Below are 20,590 nucleotides of genomic sequence, written 5' to 3' on the forward strand. Positions count from 1 at the left end.
TAAATATGCAAAATAAAACAAGCAGAACTACCTGTTCAAGGTACGTCTGCCTGTTTTATTTTTATCCAAAAGTCGGCTTGATGGCTTGAATATACACACTTTCTCCTTGGAAGCTGATGAGGTTACCTTGCCCCGTCTCTTCAAAGTTAAAAAATGTTCTGATGATGGATGGTGCACTCAACATACTCGCTTCAAGTTCCCTTCTCTCTTCACTCGGCAGTGCTGCACGGTTACACCATTCTTCAAACTTAAAGCGCTTCTGGAAGGAAACCATTGTTTCCATTCGGAATCCGGCATACTCCAGCATGTGAATCCATTCCGTCTTACGCCATGCCCGAACATGGCTTGCATCTCTGTACTTCTCCACTTCATTGTAAAACTGGTCATTCTCATCGCGTTCAGGAGCCACGTTGTCAATCAATAACAACCTTCCACCAGGCTTCAAGACGCGTAGTGCCTCAGAGACAAAGGAAGAAACGTCTGGAAAATGGTGTGCAGCGATTCTGCAGGTGACAAGGTCAAAGAAATCATCGTCGAAAGGCAACTTCTCTGCATCCCCGGCTACAAAATCTACATTACGATGCCCATTTCTCCGAATAAACTGTTCAGCTACCTGGAGCATTTCCTCCGTCAGATCCAAGGCTGTTACCTGCTGCACAAGTGGAGCCATTGCATTGGCTACATGCCCTCCCCCAGTGGCGATATCCAGCATCCTCATATCCGGAGTGGCTTGAGATGAAGCCACGAGCAGCGCGAGATCCTCACCTTTGGCGTGTCCAGCACTCGTCACGTATTTCTCCGCATTTTTTGCAAACTGCTTCTGGACCTGACTCTTGATTACATCAGACATTCCAATTCCTCCTACATTTGTTTCATTAGACGAAACCTAGTTTCATAACATAATTATATTCATTTTACCACAGATAAATATAAAAGCTAAATAAGCATTTCACCCAGATCCGGAGGCATCTCCCCATCACCGACAAAAAAGTCGAAATAAAAGCATCCCCCAAGTGAATTCCACTCAGGGGATGCTTCTTATATTTTAATCATCATAACAATGACATGTTAACCTCTAGTACTAATCCTTATGGTTACTTCACGAGCGTTGGCGACTTTTTCCACAGTCCCAGGATCAGACCGGAGATCACAGCACCAATCGCAACAGCGAGCAGGAATAACAGTGCGTGGTTCGCCAGTGCTGCAACGAAGATCCCGCCATGCGGAGCAGGTACATTAATGCTCCACAGTTGTGTCAGTCCGCCGGCAACAGCGGAACCCAGAATACATGAAGTCAATACACGTAATGGATCAGCCGCAGCAAATGGAATTGCACCTTCTGTGATGAAAGAGAATCCAAGTACATAGTTAGTCAGGCCAGACTTGCGTTCTTGCTCCGTGAATTTGGATTTGAAGAACGTGGTTGCAAGTGCAATGGCCAGAGGAGGTACCATACCGCCTGCCATAACCGCTGCCATCCATGCACCGTCTGTGTTACCACTGGATGTGAATACGCCAATGGCGAACGTGTAAGCCGCTTTGTTGAACGGTCCACCCATATCGATGGACATCATGCCGCCAAGCAGCAAGCCCAGCAATACCGCATTACCTGTACCCAGATTACCAAGTGCGTCTACAAGCCAAGTATTCAGGGAACCAAAGATTGGATCAAAGACATAGAAACTGATTGCCCCCACGATCAGCAAGCCGAATACCGGATACAGCAAGATTGGTTTTAAGCCATCAATCGCTTTCGGCAAACCTTTGAACAACTTACGGAGTCCAATGACTACATAACCAGCCAGGAAACCGGCAGCCAAACCGCCAAGGAAACCAGCGTTCGAGTTAACTGCCATCAATCCACCGACCATACCAGGCATCAGAGCCGGGCGATCACCAATACTCATCGCGATAAATCCGGCAAGTACCGGAATCAGGAAGTGGAACGCACCTGTTCCGCCACCGATCGTTTGAAGCAGTTGCACAATCGGATTCTCAGGGCTAGCAAGCTGTTCGAACAAGAAGGAGATTGCTAGCAGGATACCGCCACCTACAACGAATGGCAGCATATGCGAGATACCATTCATCAGATCTTTATAGATTTTGCTACCTACACTAATCTTACCAGTGCTTGCGCCCTCTTCCTTGGCATTTCCGCCCTGACTGCGATAGATCGGTGCATCGCCGTTAACGGCCTTGCGAATCAGTTCTTCGGATTTGCGGATTCCATCGCTCACTGGTCTTTGCAATACCGGTTTGCCATCGAAACGTGCCATTTCCACATTTTTGTCTGCGGCAACGATAACCCCTTTGGCGCGGGCAATCTCGTCAGCAGTGAGAACATTCTGCGCGCCTTCGGAACCGTTCGTCTCTACGCGAATATTGATGCCCATTTCCTGAGCTTTCTTTTTAAGTGCATCTTCAGCCATAAATGTATGAGCTATACCTGTTGGACAGGCTGTAACCGCGACAACAAAATCCTCCGAATTTGCATTACCTACAATCACACCAGAAGTATTCTGTTGCTGACCAGTAGTAGAAGCGGATGCGGCATTGGCAGCTTTTTCAGCTTTTGCTTTCTCTTTGGCTGCTTCCTTCTCTGCGGCTTCCGCCTGTTTGGCATCAAACAATGCACTGACTTCTGCAGGTGTATCTGTGCTCATCAGTTGTGAGATGAAATCGCTATCAATCAACAACCTGGAAAGAGCTGCAAGCGTACGCAGATGGGTATTACCTGCGCCTTCTGGAGCCGCGATCATGAAGAACACATGAGCTGGCTGATCATCCAACGCCTCAAAATCAAGTCCTTTTCTACTCTTAGCAAATACAACCGTTGGTTCATTCACCGCTGTAGTTTTGGCGTGAGGCATCGCAATTCCGCCACCAATACCTGTGCTGGATTCAGCTTCTCTTTTATAGATCATTTCCTTGAACAGGACCGGATCATTAATACGTCCGCTTCGGTTAAGGCTTGCAATTAATTCATCAATAGCCTCGTCTTTGGTTGTGGCTTGCAGGTCCATGATCATCGTTTCCTGGATCATCAAGTCTGTTATTCTCATCTTGGTACACTCCCTTAAGTTCTATCGGCCTGCGATGTGCAGGCCGCACTACATTACAATTACAATAAATTAATTTTATGTGAGCGTTAAACTAAATCGCCGTAATGGTTACTTGATTGCGCAGTTCATCAATCCGTTCACGTGTTGCCAGGTCATCGGAGAACGCAGTCGCGCTTCCGGATGCAACCCCTGTCCGGAAAGCTTCCAGCAGGTCCCCGTTCAGGACGTAGGTACCTACGAATCCGCCAATCATGGAGTCTCCGGCACCGACCGAGTTTTTCACGGTACCTTTAGGAACATTTGCATGATGAACTTCCGCTTTGGTAATGAATAATGCACCTTCGCCTGCCATGGAGATCAACACATGTTTAGCACCAGCTTCAAGCAACTTACGCCCGTATAACACCAGTTCCTCGCGTGTCTCAATGGTTACACCGAACAGTTCAGCCAGCTCATGATGATTCGGCTTCACCAGTAATGGTTCATGTTCTAGAGCTGCCATTAGCGCAGGTCCAGTCGTATCAATTACAAATTCGGCACCCGTTTGCTTGCATACTTTAATGAGACGATCATAGAAATCCGATCCAAGAGAAGGTGGTACGCTTCCGGACAGAACGACAATATCTCCTTTTTGCAATGAAGATAATTTGCGTAGCAACTGATCTGCCTCTTCTGCGCTTATTGCAGGTCCAAGACCATTAATCTCTGTCTCTTCTCCATGCTTCAGCTTAATGTTAATGCGGGTATCATCTGCAATCGTAACAAAGTCTGTTCGGATGTTATCTTCATGCAACTTGTCATTAATGAAACGTCCCGTGAATCCACCAAGGAAACCAATAGCCGTGTTATCTGCCCCGAGTTGATTCAGGATGCGAGAGACATTAATGCCTTTGCCACCAGGGAGCTTCAAATCCCGATTCATTCGATTCAATCCGCCAAGCTTCAGCTCATCCACTTCCACGATGTAATCAATGGACGGGTTAAGTGTTATCGTATATATCATCGTTATCCCTCAATTATTTTAGTTTTCTGGGCGATTCCAGGCCGCCAGTGTTCTGGCATCTGCTCGGTAATCAAATCGGCCTCCTCCAAATCAAACAATTTGGCAAAAGTAATTTCCCCTATTTTGCTGGAATCAGCCAGCACATAAGATTTTCCCGACAATTGATGTGCACGCCTTTTAATCAAGGCTTCCTCGGGATCAGGTGTTGTATACCCCATTTCGGGGTCCACTCCATTGCTTCCAAGAAAACATTTATCAAAACGGAAATTATCCATGTTCTGCAATGCAATACTGCCAATGACTGCTTTGGTATGAATTTTCATCATACCTCCAAGCAAGTAGCTGCGAATGCGCTTGCTTACCAATGCTTCAACATGTGAAAGTCCGTTGGTAACAACCGTTACGTCCTTGGCTTCAATAAAGGGAATCATGGCTAACGTTGTCGTACCTGCATCCAGATAGATGCATTCGCCATTTTCAATCTCCTGTGCAGCCAAACGGGCAATCGTTATTTTTTGTTGAATGTTTTTGAACGTTTTTTCTTCCATGCCCGGTTCTAGCGTTTTTTCATTCACCAGAGCGGCCCCTCCGTGGATGCGTTTGAGCATCTGACGACTCTCCAGATCAATCAAATCACGTCTAATCGTTGATTCAGACGCACCTAACACATCAACAAGCTCTTGTAATTTCACAATTCCCTGTAAATGTAAGCGCTCTATAATTGCAGCATATCGTTCTTCAGTCAGCATCTTCATTCCTCCAACTGCTTCTATAGTATCATAAATCCCTCAAAAAACAACCACTTTCATTCAAAACAATTTAAAAACATTCAAAAACCCGCAACTTTCGACTCACGTAACTCATACTCTTCCGCACTAATCAATATTATTCGGGCCCGCGAGCCTCGTTCCGATCGCCGGGACTCCTAATCCAAGTAAAGATGGATTTACGATTCGTCAGAGACTTGAGTATTCATTGAACGAAGTTTCCCTGTCCATAAAGATGTCATTCCGTGCGCTTCATATCCATTAAAAATCCTGCAGCATCCGGCGCTTCAAGCGCGGCGTTGCAGGATTTAACTATTCATAGGAATTTCATGCGCGTTTATGACTCTACAACCATTGCATCCGGCTTGGGTTTAAGCCATTTGCCTTCTTCATTAATAAAAGCCCCCTTGAAGCGGCCCATCTCCAATTGTTCTATCAATCGCTCCTCATCCATGACCAGAATCTCAGCCAATTGCCCCGAGGTGTAATAATCAGCAGGATTGTAATCGAGCTGCACAGGAACAGACGTATCATATAGTTCTTTGATCAGATTCTCAAAGGAATGCCGACCGAGATTCTCCATATCTCTATAAAACTGCAAATGTTGGGACACCATATTACGGAAAGATTTATTCTCCAGATGCATCCACAACGTATTGCAGGCCTGAACACTCATATGATTTTGTTCCACATCGTAAAATTGAACTTCTTCAATCTTCATGTATCTCTCCTGAAATGCAACGATTTTAATCAAAGGTACATTTCGTTTACGCGACGCTTTCTTCAAATGAGCTCTAAATTGCTCATAGTTCATTACATTCATCTATTATCCCTGCCTTTAACATGTTCCAACCGACATTTTACAACAAATTAGAGGCAAGTGTAACCTTCATCCTGTGAAAAATAAAAAAACGTGCAGCATCAGATGCCACACGCTCACTAACTTATGGAGTGTATTCATTTAGCCGAGGGCACCACTTTTCACCCATGTAGCCGTAAATTCCTCTTCTTCATACGCATAGAATTGTTGCAGAATAACCTCCCGATCATCGAGGAACAACTGATCCGCTATGGCAGAGACCAGTTTGGGCACCGCACTCTTGGTCCCCGATATTGCCGAGGCCGACAGACCACAACTGGCAAGTGCAGAGTAGTTGAATACAAACAGTCCATGCAACGTTTTCTCACCCTGTTCGCTCCTGCTCGTCATCGCAAACCCGGAGCTCAGGTATGGATGTGCATCTAGTAATGCATTGCGATGTTCTGGCGGAGCCTGATAACAGTCCTCCCAACGCGCGATGAATGGCTCCACAAGCTTCAGTTCAGGACGGAGAGCCGGATCACTAAGCAGACCCGTGCTAATAATCAGAAAATCAAACGTAAATGTTCCCTGTGCGGTATGCACAATCGCTCCATGATCGGATGCTTCTACACTTAGCCATGGAGAGTTCAAATGCAGCTCGAAACCAGGCCAGGCTGCCGCACGATTAAACGTATCATTGGTTGGTGGTTGATTGAATTTGAAGAAATGAGAGATCACTTTATATTTATCAGCAACCGGAAGAGCGTGGTAACGCTCGATCATACCGGATTGTTCCATCTGACGAATGGGATTAACACTAGGCAGCTGTTCCCGCCGTACAAATACATGAGCTTCCGCCACGCCTGTGGCAAGGGCATAGCTCGCATTGTCAAAAGCAGAAGCACCACCACCAAGCACAGCAATTCTTTTACCTTTTAACCGATCAAAATCAATCGCTTCAGACGTATGGGCATACAACTCCCGAGGTAATCTGTCAGCAATCATGGAAGGTACATGCCACTCGCCGCCACCTTGTATTCCCGTAGCTAGGACGACTTTGCGAGCAAGTAGGACATCCTTCTGAGTTCCTGCCTTGTTCACATGAAGTCGATGTATTCCGTACTCCATAGGCTCAACAAGCGTTAATTCTATCTCATTAAGAACAGGCAGATTCAATACTTCCCGATACCACCGCAAATAATTCATCCAGTCTCTACGCGGGATCTTGTCTACCTCTTCCCAACCTTCGGGCCCCACCTGCGCTTCCCACCATGAGCGAAAGGTTAACGAAGGAATACCCAGATCGATGGAAGTCAGATGCTTGGGTGTGCGCAAAGTAACCATACGCGCATAAGTCTCCCAAGGCCCTTCAAGGCCTGAGGTATTCTCGTCAATAACGAGAATATTAGAGATTCGTTCACGAAGAAGTCCAAATGCCGCCCCTAATCCACTCTGACCTCCACCCACAATGACGACATCATAGACATGACCATCCGAATGTTCTCTTGGGCGTACCCAGTTCGAACCACCAAATGACAAATAAGCTAGATCTTTCTTCACACGTTCATTCAAAGCTTCCAAGCTCATGATTCATCAACCCTTTCAAGGACACATATGAACTTTTTTTAAAATTATTTAATGTTAGTTTCTTGTTAGTTATATGAAGAAAATTCTGTTTCCCACTTGTAATCATGACATATATTAGCGTTATTATATGAGTTATCGGGGATGATTTGAAGTTCGCGGTAGCTTTATTGTCATCAAAACTAAAAATATCTAACATGCTTGTTAATTCACACGAAATCCTAACTGGGCGGTACCCTCTTCTTTGATGAGCTTTCTTCTAGATGGATGCTTTACAGAAAATAAAAAAGACAGACCAAGATGTATCCTTGGTCTGTCTTATTAATGGAATGCTATTGGCCGGCCTGTTCACGGCGCTGCAATTTTTCATTAGTTAATTTCTCAGGGGTCACATCATGACCCAGCGGGTCCACAACGGATACTGCCAGCATGGTTGTCAGTACCTGACCTCGAATAGCCTGCAAATATTGTTTTCTAAGCTCATGCTGCTCGCTCTGTTCTGCTTTCGTCAAACCGACGCTGCTGCGTTGTTTTCGACTTAATTCGTTAATGCGTCCCAAAATAGGAATCATGAAATCCACCTCACTTGTTAGTCCAATTTCTGAAAGATATTTCGAATATCTTCAAACTAACTTATTACAACTTTGCGAATTTGTCCATAGGCACAGTCCGTTAAGAAGTATTTTTAGGTAATCTCATGCACAGACCACACAATGCCATTCGTAGCACCACTGCCCAGGTTCAACGTAATCGTCAGCCCGTTTGCTGCATAGAACAGTCCAATCACATCTCCCGCATTCAGTGCGACTTCCACTGCCAAAGTCACTGAACCGCTTCCCAGCACTGCCCGCAGTGTAAGTAGCGTAATCGCGACGTTTAGGACGGGCAACAAACCACTAACAAGCGTCGTTACCGTAGGTGATGTTCTCTGTACAAGAAAGGCTGGGTTAACCCCAGCACCCAGGGAAAGAGCAATCGCTGCGGTCGTTGCATAATTGATCGTGGCCACAATCGAATATCTTCCTGTTACCGGGACGGTATAATTTCCTGTTGTTGCATTGAAGTTGGCATTACCGTAATAGGGAGCCGCGGTCGTCCAGTTGGTTAACTGTGTGCTTGTTGTTGTAGAGAGTGTAGCCAGGAAGGCCGAGAACCCTTGTGTTGCAAAGTTGGGCCCAGTTGGGCCCGTAGCTCCAGTCACCCCCGTGATACCCGTAATTCCTGTTGTGCCTGTGGCTCCTGATACACCTGTGAGCCCTGTAGCCCCAGCTGCTCCGGTCGCGCCAGTAATACCCGTGGTTCCCGTAGTTCCTGCTGTTCCAGTAGTGCCGGTTGGTCCCGTTACACCTGTCGGGCCGGTAACGCCTGTTACACCCGTCTCTCCTGTAATACCCGTGGTTCCTGTTGCTCCAGTCACACCTGTGATACCCGTAGTTCCCGTTGCTCCAGTCGTACCTGTTGTACCCGTAACACCAGTTACGCCAGTTGTGCCGGTTATGCCAGTGGCACCAGTCGCGCCGGTTACGCCAGTAACTCCCGTAGTTCCCGTTGCTCCAGTAGCCCCGGTGGGTCCCGTCACACCAGTCGTACCTGTGACCCCTGTTAGACCCGTCTCACCAGTTTGGCCAGTTGTGCCGGTGGCACCTGTAATTCCAGTAGCTCCGGTCACACCCGTAATGCCAGTTACGCCGGTCGTGCCGGTTGTTCCTCTTTCACCAGTAATACCCGTTGGACCGGTTGCCCCTGTAGCACCAGTCGTACCTGTGACTCCGGTTGTACCTGTCGTGCCAGTAACGCCTGTTGCACCCGTCTCTCCAGTCGAGCCGGTTACGCCAGTAACTCCCGTAGATCCGGTCGCCCCAGTCGTTCCTGCAACCCCTGTTATACCTGTTTCCCCAGTGGCTCCGGTCGCACCGGTTGGTCCCGTAACTCCAGTAACTCCGGTTGATCCTGTCACACCAGTTTGGCCAGTAATTCCAGTAGCACCAGTCGGCCCGGTTACGCCAGTTATTCCTGTGGAACCCGTACTCCCCGTTGCTCCTGTAACTCCAGTCGTACCTGTGACTCCGGTTATGCCAGTCGCACCAGTGGCTCCGGTTGGTCCTGTTGGTCCTGTTGGTCCTGTCGTGCCTGTCGTGCCCGTGGCTCCAGTTAATCCCGTAACACCAGTTGGACCAGTAATTCCTGTTAGACCTGTTTCCCCTGTGATGCCAGTTGTGCCCGTTACACCAGTAGCTCCCGTAGTACCCGTACTTCCCGTTGGTCCTGTGAACCCTGTTTCTCCAGTTACACCTGTCGTTCCGGTAATTCCTGTTATGCCACTAACTCCTGTTGCACCTGTAATCCCCGTTTCTCCAGTTGCGCCAGTTAAGCCCGTCATTCCAGTCGTACCTGTCACCCCTGTTGGACCTGTAGCTCCAGTAGTTCCGGTTGCACCAGTAACTCCCGTGATACCCGTTGCCCCAATCGTACCTGTTGGTCCTGTTTCACCAGTATTCCCTGTTAGTCCTGTAGTGCCTGTCGGACCGGTTATACCAGTAACTCCAGTCGGACCGGTGCTCCCAGTTAGACCCGTCTCTCCAGTGACACCTGTTGCTCCTGTCACACCCGTACTTCCAGTGACTCCAGTTATACCTGTTAGTCCTGTCTCTCCTGTTGGACCAGTCGAACCGGTTGAGCCCGTCACCCCTGTTGGACCCGTATCTCCAGTAGTTCCGGTTGCACCTGTAACACCAGTTGTTCCTGTCGCACCCGTACTTCCAGTAGATCCAGTTATACCTGTTAGTCCTGTCACTCCTGTTAGGCCAGTCGAACCGGTTGAGCCCGTTACACCTGTGGCCCCGGATAGACCCGTTACCCCGGTGACACCAGTGACTCCGGTTAGCCCCGTCTCTCCAGTTGCACCTGTACTTCCTGTTTCTCCAGTCGCACCTGTCGTTCCGGTGTTTCCTGTAGCCCCCGTAGTTCCGGTAGCTCCAGTAATTCCTGTTGTGCCACTAACTCCGGTCGCACCTGAAATCCCCGTTTCTCCAGTTGCGCCAGTTAAGCCCGTCACTCCAGTCGTACCTGTGACCCCTGTTGGACCTATATCTCCAGTAATTCCGGTTGCACCAGTAATTCCTGTGGCTCCTGTGCTCCCAGTTAGACCCGTCTCTCCAGTGACGCCTGTTGCTCCGGTCAAACCAATTGTACCCGTTACGCCAGTTAAACCAGTCGTGCCGGTTGGTCCTATTTCACCAGTTGGGCCAATCGAACCGGTAGGGCCTGTTACACCTGTGTTTCCTGTTAGACCGGTCTCCCCAGTAACACCAGTGGCCCCGGTCACTCCCGTCAGTCCTGTGAACCCTGTTTCTCCAGTAACACCTGTCGTTCCGGTTACGCCAGTCACTCCCGAGATACCTGTAATTCCGGTTGCTCCTGTCGCCCCAGTCGATCCCGTCGGTCCCGTCGCGCCTGTGAATCCTGTTAGACCCGACTCTCCAGTGACACCAGTTGTTCCGGTTACTCCCGTGGCACCTGTACTTCCTGTTGCTCCAGTGGCACCTGTTGGGCCCGTTACACCAGCTGTACCCGTGGTTCCGGTAATACCAGTTAGTCCAGTCGCACCCGTAGCACCTGTAATACCAGTTGCACCTGTACCTCCTGTTAAACCCGTCTCTCCAGTGACACCTGTTGCTCCGGTTACTCCCGTAATACCAGTTGTTCCCGTTATACCACTAGTGCCAGTTGGTCCCGTTACACCAGTCGTACCTGTGACCCCTGTTGGACCTGTATCTCCAGTAGCTCCGGTTGCTCCAGTAGGGCCAGTAACTCCAGTTATTCCTGTTTCACCTGTTTGACCCGTAAATCCGGTGTCACCCGTTGGTCCTGTATTTCCCGTCAGACCTGTAGCTCCGGTCTCTCCAGTGAGGCCTGTTGCTCCGGTCACACCAATTGTACCCGTAACACCAGTTAAGCCAGTCGAACCGGTTGGCCCTGTTTCGCCGGTGACCCCGGTTATGCCAGTAGCTCCGGTATTACCAGTTGAACCAGTAGCCCCGGTGAGTCCTGTCGCGCCAGTTACACCAGCAATTCCTGTTGTGCCACTAACTCCGGTTGCACCTGTAACACCAGTTGTTCCCGTCGCACCCGTACTTCCAGTTATACCTGTTAGTCCTGTCTCTCCTGTTAGTCCTGTCTCTCCTGTTGGGCCAGTCGAACCGGTTGAGCCCGTTACACCTGTGACTCCTGTTAGCCCCGTCTCTCCAGTGACACCAGTGGCCCCGGTCGCTCCCGTAATTCCCGTCGTTCCGGTTACGCCAGTCACTCCCGAGATACCTGTAATTCCGGTTGCTCCAGTTGCTCCAGTCGCCCCAGTCGGTCCCGTCGCTCCTGTCGTGCCTGTGAATCCTGTTAGACCCGTTTCCCCAGTGACACCAGTCAGTCCGGTAACTCCGGTCACGCCTGTGATACCCGTGGTTCCAGTAATGCCAGTTAGTCCAATTGTACCTGTAATCCCTGTGGCTCCGGTCTCCCCGGTGATTCCGGTTACCCCTGTTAATCCTGTCGTTCCTGTTGGGCCGGTAACTCCCGTTAGTCCTGTGAACCCTGTTTCTCCAGTTACACCTGTCGTCCCGGTGTTTCCTGTAGCACCCGTAATTCCGGTAGCTCCGGTAATTCCTGTTGTGCCACTAACTCCGGTTGCACCTGAAATCCCCGTTTCTCCAGTTGCGCCAGTTGATCCCGTCACACCTGTCGTTCCTGTGACCCCTGTTGGACCGGTATCTCCAGTAGTTCCAGTTGCTCCAGTAATTCCTGTAACTCCCGTAGTACCGGTCGTACCTGCTATGCCAGTAACGCCGGTTGTACCTGTACTTCCCGTTGCCCCTATCGCCCCACTAGATCCTGTAGCACCTGTAACTCCGGTGGTCCCCGTTTCTCCAGTAGCCCCGGTCGGTCCTGTCGTGCCGGTGTTCCCAGTTAGACCCGTCTCTCCAGTGGCACCAGTTGCTCCGGTAACGCCAGTTATTCCTGTGGTACCGGTAGTTCCCGTTACTCCTGTATCCCCAGTGGGTCCTGACACACCAGTCGTACCTGTGACTCCGGTTGTGCCAGTGGCACCAGTTGCTCCGATCGCACCTGTGCTACCTGTAAATCCAGTAATACCAGTTAATCCGGTTGTACCTGTTGGTCCTGTTTCACCACTAGATCCAGTTAGTCCCATCACACCAATTCCAGTCGGACCAGTTGCTCCAGTAGCCCCAGCTAACCCAGCAACTCCAGTTGGACCTGTAAATCCGGTGCTGCCCGTAAAGCCGGTTATACCTATATTTCCTGTAGCCCCGGTCACGCCTGTAACACCAAATCCGGTAATTCCTGTTGCGCCGGTTGTTCCTGTGACTCCAGTCGATCCTGTACCCGTTGCACCTGTAACTCCTGTGCTTCCTGTAGATCCAGTTGCTCCCGCCTCACCCGTTGGACCGGTCGGACCTGTAAATCCTGTAGTTCCAGTCACACCTGTGGTGCCCATCAGTCCGGTAGCTCCTGTTGCACCTGTGACTCCAGTTATTCCGGTAATTCCCGTGGTTCCAGTTACTCCGGTCCGTCCTGTTAAATTGGTTGCTCCCCATATGCCGGGATACCCAGGGTCTCCGGTTAACCCAGTAGCTCCTGTTGCTCCGGTGAATCCCCTCATTCCCCGATACCCCCGTGGGCCGCGAAGGAAAGGATTCCTGTGGCTTTTCTTTTTTTTACATTTACGTCTGTTTTTCTTACAAGATTTACCCTTCTTCTTTGGGATGGTGTGCGTTTTTGATTTTTTTCCTTTCCGTTTAACTTTACTGATTGAGGAAATTTTGCGTTTCTTTTTAGACATATCGCTCACAAGAAAATCCCCCCCTCCTTGTACACCACGTCAATTCTCCGCATTTTACAATAGTACACTTTATGCCCTGGACTAGCTTTGTGCGCACATTATTATTAAGCCTAAACATGTCAATTGGTTAGTGATCAATCAATTACTTTAATCTAAAAAATATATTCCCTTCTACTCTCCTTGCAGCTCTTTAATCGTCAAAGCAATTCCTTCTTCAAAAGAGGTTGCCACAACCGGGCCAATACGTTCCTCATACTTCTGTCTGCTCAAAACCAGCGGTTCCTCGGTCAGATATAACATTTCTACAATTTCTTTCATAACGGGTACACCTAGTCCAATCAACGACAATCCCACTCTTCCTAACGCCATCACAGGTTTGTTTCTTCCCGCAACCTTCTGTGCCAATCGCACGATGTCATGACCCGAGATGATCCCCGATCCAGGAATGTTCCAGTTCTGTCCATACGTCGTCTCTCTGCTTGCCAGCTCCACCACCATGACCGCAGCATCCGGTAAATAGATGTACTCTCTGGGTACCTTCATATTCCCGATAAAAAAAGCCATCTTTCCTTTTGCTATCGCTTCAAGTGTTGAACCCAGATAGGAAGCCTGATTGGCCGTTGGGCCATAATAGTCTGGCAAGCGAACAATCATCACCTGAGCTCTGCTCCATCTTGTGCTGAATAACATCTGTTCATAGGCAAGTCGTGTCTTGCCTTTACGGGTATGTGGCTGTTTCGGATGTTCTTCCGTTACTTCCTTCATTTGTCTTCTGCCATAGGGATAGATTCCGTCTATTACAACCACGTTCAGCCCCAAGTGTTCTGCCGCCGTCATCACAGATTCGCCGAGCGGAATCAGCCTGCTCTCCATCTCGTTATAAGGCACATTCGCACAATGAAATATGACATCGGTACCCTGGGAAGCAGCAATAATATCATCCGACCGAAATGCATCTCCAACTGCGATATGCAGGTGATCCGGAGATCCCAATTTTACCGCAATTTGCTCCAGTTTTTGACGGGAGCGCCCAAATGCGATCGTAGAAATTCCTCTTCTAATCAATTCCTCCGTAACCGCTGCACCTGTTCCACCTGTGGCTCCAATCACAATAGCTTTTTTCATCGTATATCTACCTCTTCCATCCATTTAGTTATTGATCAATTACTTACCTGAAAATAATATAAACCATATTTAGTGATTGATCAATAACTAAAATTTAAAAAGGGAATTTCCCTCCCTCTCTATCGATCCTTCAGCTCCGGCATATCCAGTGCAGTAGATATATTACACAACATCCCGATCGCCAGGAAAATCATTGTTCTTTTCAGCGGTTCAGCAATTCCTGCAACTGTGAAAGCTTCCAGTACCATGGTTCTTACATCACTCATGCCTTTTTGCATGGCCTGACGAATAACTTCTTCCCGGATCGTTTGCGCCTGCATCTGAAGCAAGATTTCGTTCTTGTGAGATTCCAGAATCTTATCGTAGGCTTCAATGAGATCATTCTCCAACTGATCTGGTGTCGCCTTCTCCACTACACTTCGAAACGATTCAATCACCCGAGTCCACGAGACCTCAAGTGCAGTTAATAATAGCGCTTCTTTGGTCTTGAAAAAACGAAATATATACGGTTGTGAGATCTGTGCTTTCTCAGCCACTTGGGCTGTCGTTGCACGATAATAGCCAATTTCCGCGAAGACCTCAATCGCTGCAGAGATAATATCATTTCGCCGGTTAATTGACGCTGCTGTATCCTTAGCCATGATCATCCGTCCTCCAATAGTTAGTGATTAATTGATCAATAGCTTGAAGTATAGCGAATACTATCCCTCAATGCAAAGGTATCGTGACCCTGTACAAAGCCAACAAACCTGCAGACGCTGGCTCAAGCCGCTGCAGGTTGTGTAGCTTGTCGATCACAGATTCTATCCACTGGAAACCGAAGAGAACATGGATTGTCTGAAACAGATTCGTACCATGCGGTACAAGAGTGTCTGTTCACTGCTGGAGAAGTTTGCGCAATCGGGATTCCGAATCCAGCTTTGGACAACTGTTACAATATGCATGTGCGTGACTGCCGCTCCCAACCTGATATGCCAAACAACAATATCGGCGTATCAGGAACGGCGGTCCCTGCCACCCGGAATGTTCGAAGTGCTGTAGCTCATTGGCAAATGTACATGTACATGCATTATCGTTTTGCCGATCCAGCCAGAGGCTTTGATCTGCTTGAATCTTTGCAAGCCGTTCATCTGTCTTCCATATGCTCTGATCATTGATCATACGTGCATACAATTGTTGCACATTATGCGCAACCAGAGACCACATGACCTTATCGCTCGCTCCTGTACCGACGGCTACCGCTCGCAGGACAGGTTCCAGATGTAGCAGCACTCTTTTCTTGAGCAAGCCACTCTCTGACCTGCGCTGAACAGGATCTTCAGCCTCCAGAGAGGTTCTCTCCAGCCGAGTCGCATATCGCATGCCACCTGCTCCATTCAATTCAAACCGCACATCATCGTCTGCAATGCTAAGTATCGTATCGTATAGACTGAATGCTGAGATTACGGACATAACGAATACGGAGTAACGTTTGGCAAAAAGTGTACCGACGGCCGCACTTCCTCTGCCGCCCAGTTGAAGCCCTTGCTGCATAGCCTGTTCACGCAATATCGAGTTTCGTTTCTCTTCATTCAGCAGATCCTTCACACGGTAGGGATACTTGGAATCATCGCAATTCGCACGAATCGTCGTCACAAAAAATTGCTGTAATGCTTCCGTCATCTCTAAATAGTCATGTCTTGGATAACGTCTCATCTATTGAATCATGTCTTCAACTTCGTTGATAATCTCGCTTCGCCCAATGGCTCCCCAGCCCTTAAACAACCAGAACGAGTCTGTCGTATAGACCTGATCTGCCCCAACAGCAGGTACTCCCTTCCAGAGTGAGCTTGCATTGATATTGTTTAAATACTCATCGGCATTCGGGTCAATCTCCAGAACTACGAAATCAGCATCCACATCTGCAATTTTCTCCATGGACAGGTCCTCACGTTGTTCGGCAGGTGTCACAGCCGTTGGCACAAATCCAAGATCATGATACAAAAGTGTGTTGGTTGGATGTCCTTTTGCCGCGTAAATTTGCAAGGTCTTCTCTCTTACACGCAGATAAGCCAACTTTTTTTGATCCAGTTGTTCGATCTCCGCCTTTAGTTGCTTCGCCTGCTGCTCTACCTCGACTATCTTTTCTTTTGCCAGATCCACTTTGTTGTACATCTCGGCAATGGTCAACAGATCCTGTGTCCAATACGTTGTATCATTAGCATAATCCAGCCATTCAGTACCAAGTACAATCGTCGGAGCAATTTTCTCCAACTGATCATACGTACTCTCCGCAGTTCGACTCTCAATAACGATGACATCCGGATCAATCTGAAGGATAGCCTCCAGGTTAGGACTGTCTGCCGACCCTACCGTTGGAACGCCGGCAAGCTGATCTGCAAGGTAAGGCAAATAATCTCCTCCGTAACGAACTTCTACATTAACGCCTGCTGGTTTCTCACCAATCGTCAACATGTGATCGATGTAAGCAGCAGATAATACCACCATGCGCTCTATCTTTTGCGGTACAACCGCTGTTCCTTTAAGATGCTCAATCGTTTGCGTACCACTCTCTTCCACAGGTGTATCCTGTTGCGGAGGCGTTGCTTCCGTTACTTCTGTGTCCTTGCCACATGCCGTCAGAACGAGCATAAGCAGGGCCAACAGTATCATCGTTGCTGCTCTCTGTCTTACCATTTGTAGTAAATCCCCTCTACTATTTAATAATAATAATCATTATCACTATAGTAGGGAAAAGCGAACAGGCTTACCATGGATTATTCCACTCTCTTCTCTTGCACAATATCACCGTAAGGTAACCCCAAGTTGCTCTGCCACATATCGCATGGCCCACATGCGTCCGGTTGGACCCAGCGTTTTGAAGAAAATATCTCCTGCATTATATACATGGCCTTCTTGAACAGCCTTTAATGCCAACCATGCCCTGGATTGCTGTAATTGCCTCAGTTGAGCACGTGCCTCTTCTGTGGGATCGACCATTACAAACACATGATCCGCGTCGTATAACTGCAAATTGCGAACTTTACTCTCTACAGCCCACTGTTGTTTCGGAAAATCACGAGGCAAATAAAATCCCAGATCATCATACAACAGGGCCCCTGTCTGGTTATTCAACCCATACATTCGATAGAAATGAGAAGTCACCCGGATGAACATGGCACTCTGTTTCCCCCACCTCGATTGAATGCGCCCTCGAAGAACCCGGCTCAGTTCAGCATGCTGTTCAATCCACTGTACAGCCTGTTCGGTGCGGCCCATAATGTCCGCCATATACAGAAGCCTCTCGCCAAAATGGTTGGTGTGCTCCAGCATGGTGGTAGGCGCGATACGATGGAGGGAGTCATTTGGCTCCAAACGATCACTTGTAATGATTAGGTCCGGTTGGACTCGCCTCAAATCATCATAGTTCTGGTTGAAGCTATCCAGGATAAGTCCCTGATGACTGTGTGCCTGAAGCGCAGGTATGGCAACATGACGAGCCACTCTCTGACCATAGGATAAAGCAGATACTGGCCTCAAACCGAGCGTTATCACATAATCGTCCAACCCGTAATACAAGGTCGCAATGCGATTCACTTTATTTTTCATATACAACGTTGGGGCGATTCCTTCGTTTTTCTTGAAGACTCTGCTGAAATAGTGCTCGTCCTTATAACCCACTTGCTCCGCAATTTCCTTGATTTTATCTGAAGAAAATAACAGCTGCTTGGCCTTCGCCATACGTAGTTTCAGTATATATTCAATCGGGGTCATATTTAATTGCCGTTTGAATGTTCTTATAAAATGATTCACACTAAGCCCTGCCATGCGGGCCATCTGATCAATTCGAATGTCTTCCATATACTGATGCGTCATATATTCAAGTGCCAGATCCATCCCTGCTACAGCTGGAGTTGCTTCTTTCACGTGCATCATTAATTGAATCAACAACTGATGCAAAAGATGTTTCCTGCGCGTCTTTTCCAAACTCGTGATGGAGTGCTTTCCACTCACCAGGGTATCCATCATCTCCTGAATATCACGTGTATTGGAAGGAATATTAAGCTTGCCCGTCACAGGGAGATCAAATGCCTCGGTATGCCAAGCATTCCGACGCCGGGTAAGTGTAACACAGGAAAATAAAATGATCTGATATCGGACAGGTGCTCCCATATCTGTCTGAAACTCCACATGCATGCCTGGCTTCAACAAAAACCACTCGTCTTGAGACACCGTATGTACAACGTTATCCATAGACAAAGATCCCTTGCCAGCGATAACCCTGCAAATAGCGAACCTCTTCCAGATCCGACGCTGAACGGCCCCCGGATTGCTAGAGTAATGGCAGACGTGGACAGCAGAGAAATGTAGTTGCTCCAGTCGTTTGATCCAATCATTTTCCTCCATGCTCACGTCACCTCCCTGTTTGGATCGAACCCTATAATCACCTGATTAAACCATATTTTTTTGCCTTTCAGTTAATTATAGATAGATTGATAACAATTCTCAATAACATAAATAATCAATATTAACTTATCTATTTGGACATCCTATACGGACTGCAATGTATATGTAGCGGGATAAAAGCGCCAGCATCAGCAACATTTTCTAACCTGTTGCAAAATCATAAAAGGCATGCTATATTAATTGAGCCATCAATGATTGAGGCATCAAATATTGATACATCAATGATCGAGAGCATCCAAATAATCATTAGGCAATGGCATTGTATACTGCAACTTTAATTATTGGTTAACATACGCCGTTGTTCATGATTCAGATTCACCCGGGAGGTCTAGTCATGACACGTATTGTTTCCAAAGAAGAACAGATCATCAACCTGCTGAACGTGCTGGGTAACAAAATCAGTCCAAAGTTCGAACGCTGTACTGGCATCAGTTCTTCACGGTTTGAGATTCTGCATGAGCTCGATCAGGTCGATGAGATTAACCAGTCTATGCTTCAAAAAATGATCAACATAGATAGTGCTGCCATTACACGTCACCTGAAGCAACTTGAGGCAGACCTGATGGTTACAAGACGCAAGAACCCCGAAGATAATCGGGTCACTTTTGTTCGTCTGACGGACCACGGTCGGAAGCAGATTGAAGGCTACAAAGCTGAGAAGACCAATTTTATCAATCAGATTTTGCAGGATTTCAGTGAAGACGAGGTTCAAGCGCTCGCTGATTTCCTGGAACGTATGCAGAACAATTTCTAAACCCATATATAGAGGAGAGATCCATTCATGAGTACCATTCAAAGCAAATTCCAAAAAACCAATGATTTTAACGAAATCACCTACGGTCGTCGTTCTGTTAAACTTTACGATCCTGAAGTGAAGATCAGCCGTGAAGAAATGACTGAAATTCTGTCAGAAGCTTCCCGTGCACCATCTTCGATCAATTTGCAGCCTTGGCGTTTTCTGGTTGTAGATACGGCTGAAGGCAAAGAAAAGCTTGCGCCTCTTGCAAGATTCAATCAAAATCAGGTTTTGACTTCTGCCGCTGTTATTGGCGTATTTATTGATATGAACAACGTTGAATACATGGATGAGATTTTTGGTAAAGCTGTAGAACTTGGTTACATGCCACAAGACATTAAGGATATGCAGCTCAAAACCGTAATGCCTTATTACGAAAAGATGGCTGCTTCCGATCTTCGCGACGTTAACCTGATCGATGCTGGCCTTGCTTCCATGCAATTGATGCTTGCTGCACGTGCGCATGGTTATGACACCAACCCAATTGGTGGTTATGAGAAAGATCAAATTGCAGAAGCATTCGGCATGGACAAAGAGCGTTATCAACCCGTTATGTTGATCTCGATCGGTAAATCGGCCAAAGAAGGTCACCCATCCTACCGTCTGCCTGTAGAAACCATCACAACTTGGGCATAATATCAGGGACTTGTTTCCCTGTAAGTCTCGATTATATTGGTCAATAAGCATACATTCTTAACACATTCCAAACAAACACAATATGGAGGTTATATATTATGATTATCATTCACGCGCATCTGCAAGTTAAACCGGATCAAGAGCAAGCATTCCTCGCTTCAACCAAAGAACTGATCGCTGCAACACGTCAAGAAGAAGGCAACATTAGCTATGACTTGGCAAAAAGCACAGAACGCGAACACCAATACACAATGATCGAGCTGTGGAAAGATGAAGCTGCTACAGCTTCTCACAACACCAGCGCGCATTTCCAAGCTTTTGTTCAACAAGCAGCAGCATTCATGGCCGCTCCAATGAACGTTGAAGTATTTGCTGGAGAACAAGTTAAAGCTTAATACTCCTGAACTGGCATGCATAATTGGCATGGAAGAAGCCGCTCTTGGTCATATGACCGAGGGCGGTTTTTAGTTCCCTTTGAAAAGTAAGTTCACTTCAGATTCACTGTTACTTGGTGG

The 20,590-nt window shown here is 47.7% G+C and carries 16 protein-coding genes; 3 read left to right on the forward strand and 13 right to left on the reverse strand.

What is annotated here, in order from left to right; translation table 11 throughout:
• Window positions 1–61: 61 nt before the first annotated feature.
• The 13 genes from FS628_RS04635 to FS628_RS04695 form a co-directional block, all read right to left on the reverse strand.
• Entirely contained in the window at window positions 62–850 is a 789-nt protein-coding gene (locus tag FS628_RS04635) for a class I SAM-dependent methyltransferase (RefSeq protein ID WP_145319455.1), read from the reverse strand.
• A gap of 244 nt (window positions 851–1,094) precedes the next feature.
• Window positions 1,095–3,062, reverse strand: a complete 1,968-nt coding sequence (locus tag FS628_RS04640) for a PTS fructose transporter subunit IIABC (protein ID WP_145319459.1) — start codon at window positions 3,060–3,062, stop codon at window positions 1,095–1,097.
• Window positions 3,063–3,153: 91 nt separating this feature from the next.
• Window positions 3,154–4,065, reverse strand: a complete 912-nt coding sequence (gene pfkB, locus FS628_RS04645) for a 1-phosphofructokinase (RefSeq protein ID WP_145319462.1) — start codon at window positions 4,063–4,065, stop codon at window positions 3,154–3,156.
• A 2-nt stretch (window positions 4,066–4,067) separates the two neighbouring features.
• On the reverse strand, window positions 4,068–4,814 hold the full coding sequence (locus FS628_RS04650) for a DeoR/GlpR family DNA-binding transcription regulator (RefSeq protein WP_145319465.1): 747 nt from the start codon (window positions 4,812–4,814) through the stop codon (window positions 4,068–4,070).
• A 355-nt stretch (window positions 4,815–5,169) separates the two neighbouring features.
• Window positions 5,170–5,619 carry a hypothetical protein gene (locus tag FS628_RS04655; RefSeq protein WP_222125180.1) on the reverse strand — a complete coding sequence of 150 codons (450 nt, stop codon included), beginning with the start codon at window positions 5,617–5,619 and terminating at the stop codon, window positions 5,170–5,172.
• A gap of 174 nt (window positions 5,620–5,793) precedes the next feature.
• Window positions 5,794–7,221: an NAD(P)-binding domain-containing protein gene (locus FS628_RS04660; RefSeq protein ID WP_145319471.1), complete on the reverse strand. Its 1,428-nt coding sequence runs from the start codon at window positions 7,219–7,221 to the stop codon at window positions 5,794–5,796.
• A 329-nt stretch (window positions 7,222–7,550) separates the two neighbouring features.
• Window positions 7,551–7,790 carry a DUF896 domain-containing protein gene (locus tag FS628_RS04665; RefSeq protein WP_036670038.1) on the reverse strand — a complete coding sequence of 80 codons (240 nt, stop codon included), beginning with the start codon at window positions 7,788–7,790 and terminating at the stop codon, window positions 7,551–7,553.
• 113 nt (window positions 7,791–7,903) lie between these two features.
• On the reverse strand, window positions 7,904–12,892 hold the full coding sequence (locus FS628_RS32995; protein WP_313958523.1) for a beta strand repeat-containing protein: 4,989 nt from the start codon (window positions 12,890–12,892) through the stop codon (window positions 7,904–7,906).
• A 351-nt stretch (window positions 12,893–13,243) separates the two neighbouring features.
• Entirely contained in the window at window positions 13,244–14,197 is a 954-nt protein-coding gene (locus FS628_RS04675) for an NAD-dependent epimerase/dehydratase family protein (protein ID WP_145319474.1), read from the reverse strand.
• 119 nt (window positions 14,198–14,316) lie between these two features.
• Window positions 14,317–14,838 carry a TetR/AcrR family transcriptional regulator gene (locus FS628_RS04680; protein WP_145319477.1) on the reverse strand — a complete coding sequence of 174 codons (522 nt, stop codon included), beginning with the start codon at window positions 14,836–14,838 and terminating at the stop codon, window positions 14,317–14,319.
• 235 nt (window positions 14,839–15,073) lie between these two features.
• Entirely contained in the window at window positions 15,074–15,892 is an 819-nt protein-coding gene (locus FS628_RS04685; protein ID WP_145319480.1) for a hypothetical protein, read from the reverse strand.
• On the reverse strand, window positions 15,893–16,873 hold the full coding sequence (locus tag FS628_RS04690) for an ABC transporter substrate-binding protein (protein ID WP_145319483.1): 981 nt from the start codon (window positions 16,871–16,873) through the stop codon (window positions 15,893–15,895). It lies immediately after the preceding gene.
• 108 nt (window positions 16,874–16,981) lie between these two features.
• Window positions 16,982–18,583, reverse strand: coding sequence for an AraC family transcriptional regulator (locus tag FS628_RS04695; RefSeq protein WP_145319486.1), 1,602 nt, complete (start codon window positions 18,581–18,583; stop codon window positions 16,982–16,984).
• Between the two features lie 394 nt (window positions 18,584–18,977).
• Between FS628_RS04695 and FS628_RS04700 the strand changes: the two genes are divergently transcribed.
• From FS628_RS04700 to FS628_RS04710, 3 genes are all read left to right on the forward strand, one after another.
• Entirely contained in the window at window positions 18,978–19,397 is a 420-nt protein-coding gene (locus tag FS628_RS04700; RefSeq protein ID WP_145319488.1) for a MarR family winged helix-turn-helix transcriptional regulator, read from the forward strand.
• Between the two features lie 27 nt (window positions 19,398–19,424).
• Complete coding sequence (locus FS628_RS04705) at window positions 19,425–20,075, forward strand: nitroreductase family protein (RefSeq protein WP_076209073.1); 651 nt, start codon at window positions 19,425–19,427, stop codon at window positions 20,073–20,075.
• Window positions 20,076–20,173: 98 nt separating this feature from the next.
• Complete coding sequence (locus FS628_RS04710; protein ID WP_145319491.1) at window positions 20,174–20,470, forward strand: putative quinol monooxygenase; 297 nt, start codon at window positions 20,174–20,176, stop codon at window positions 20,468–20,470.
• The last annotated feature ends 120 nt before the right edge of the window (window positions 20,471–20,590 follow it).

This window comes from Paenibacillus xylanexedens, from assembly GCF_007676705.1.
GTDB lineage: Bacteria > Bacillota > Bacilli > Paenibacillales > Paenibacillaceae > Paenibacillus > Paenibacillus xylanexedens_C.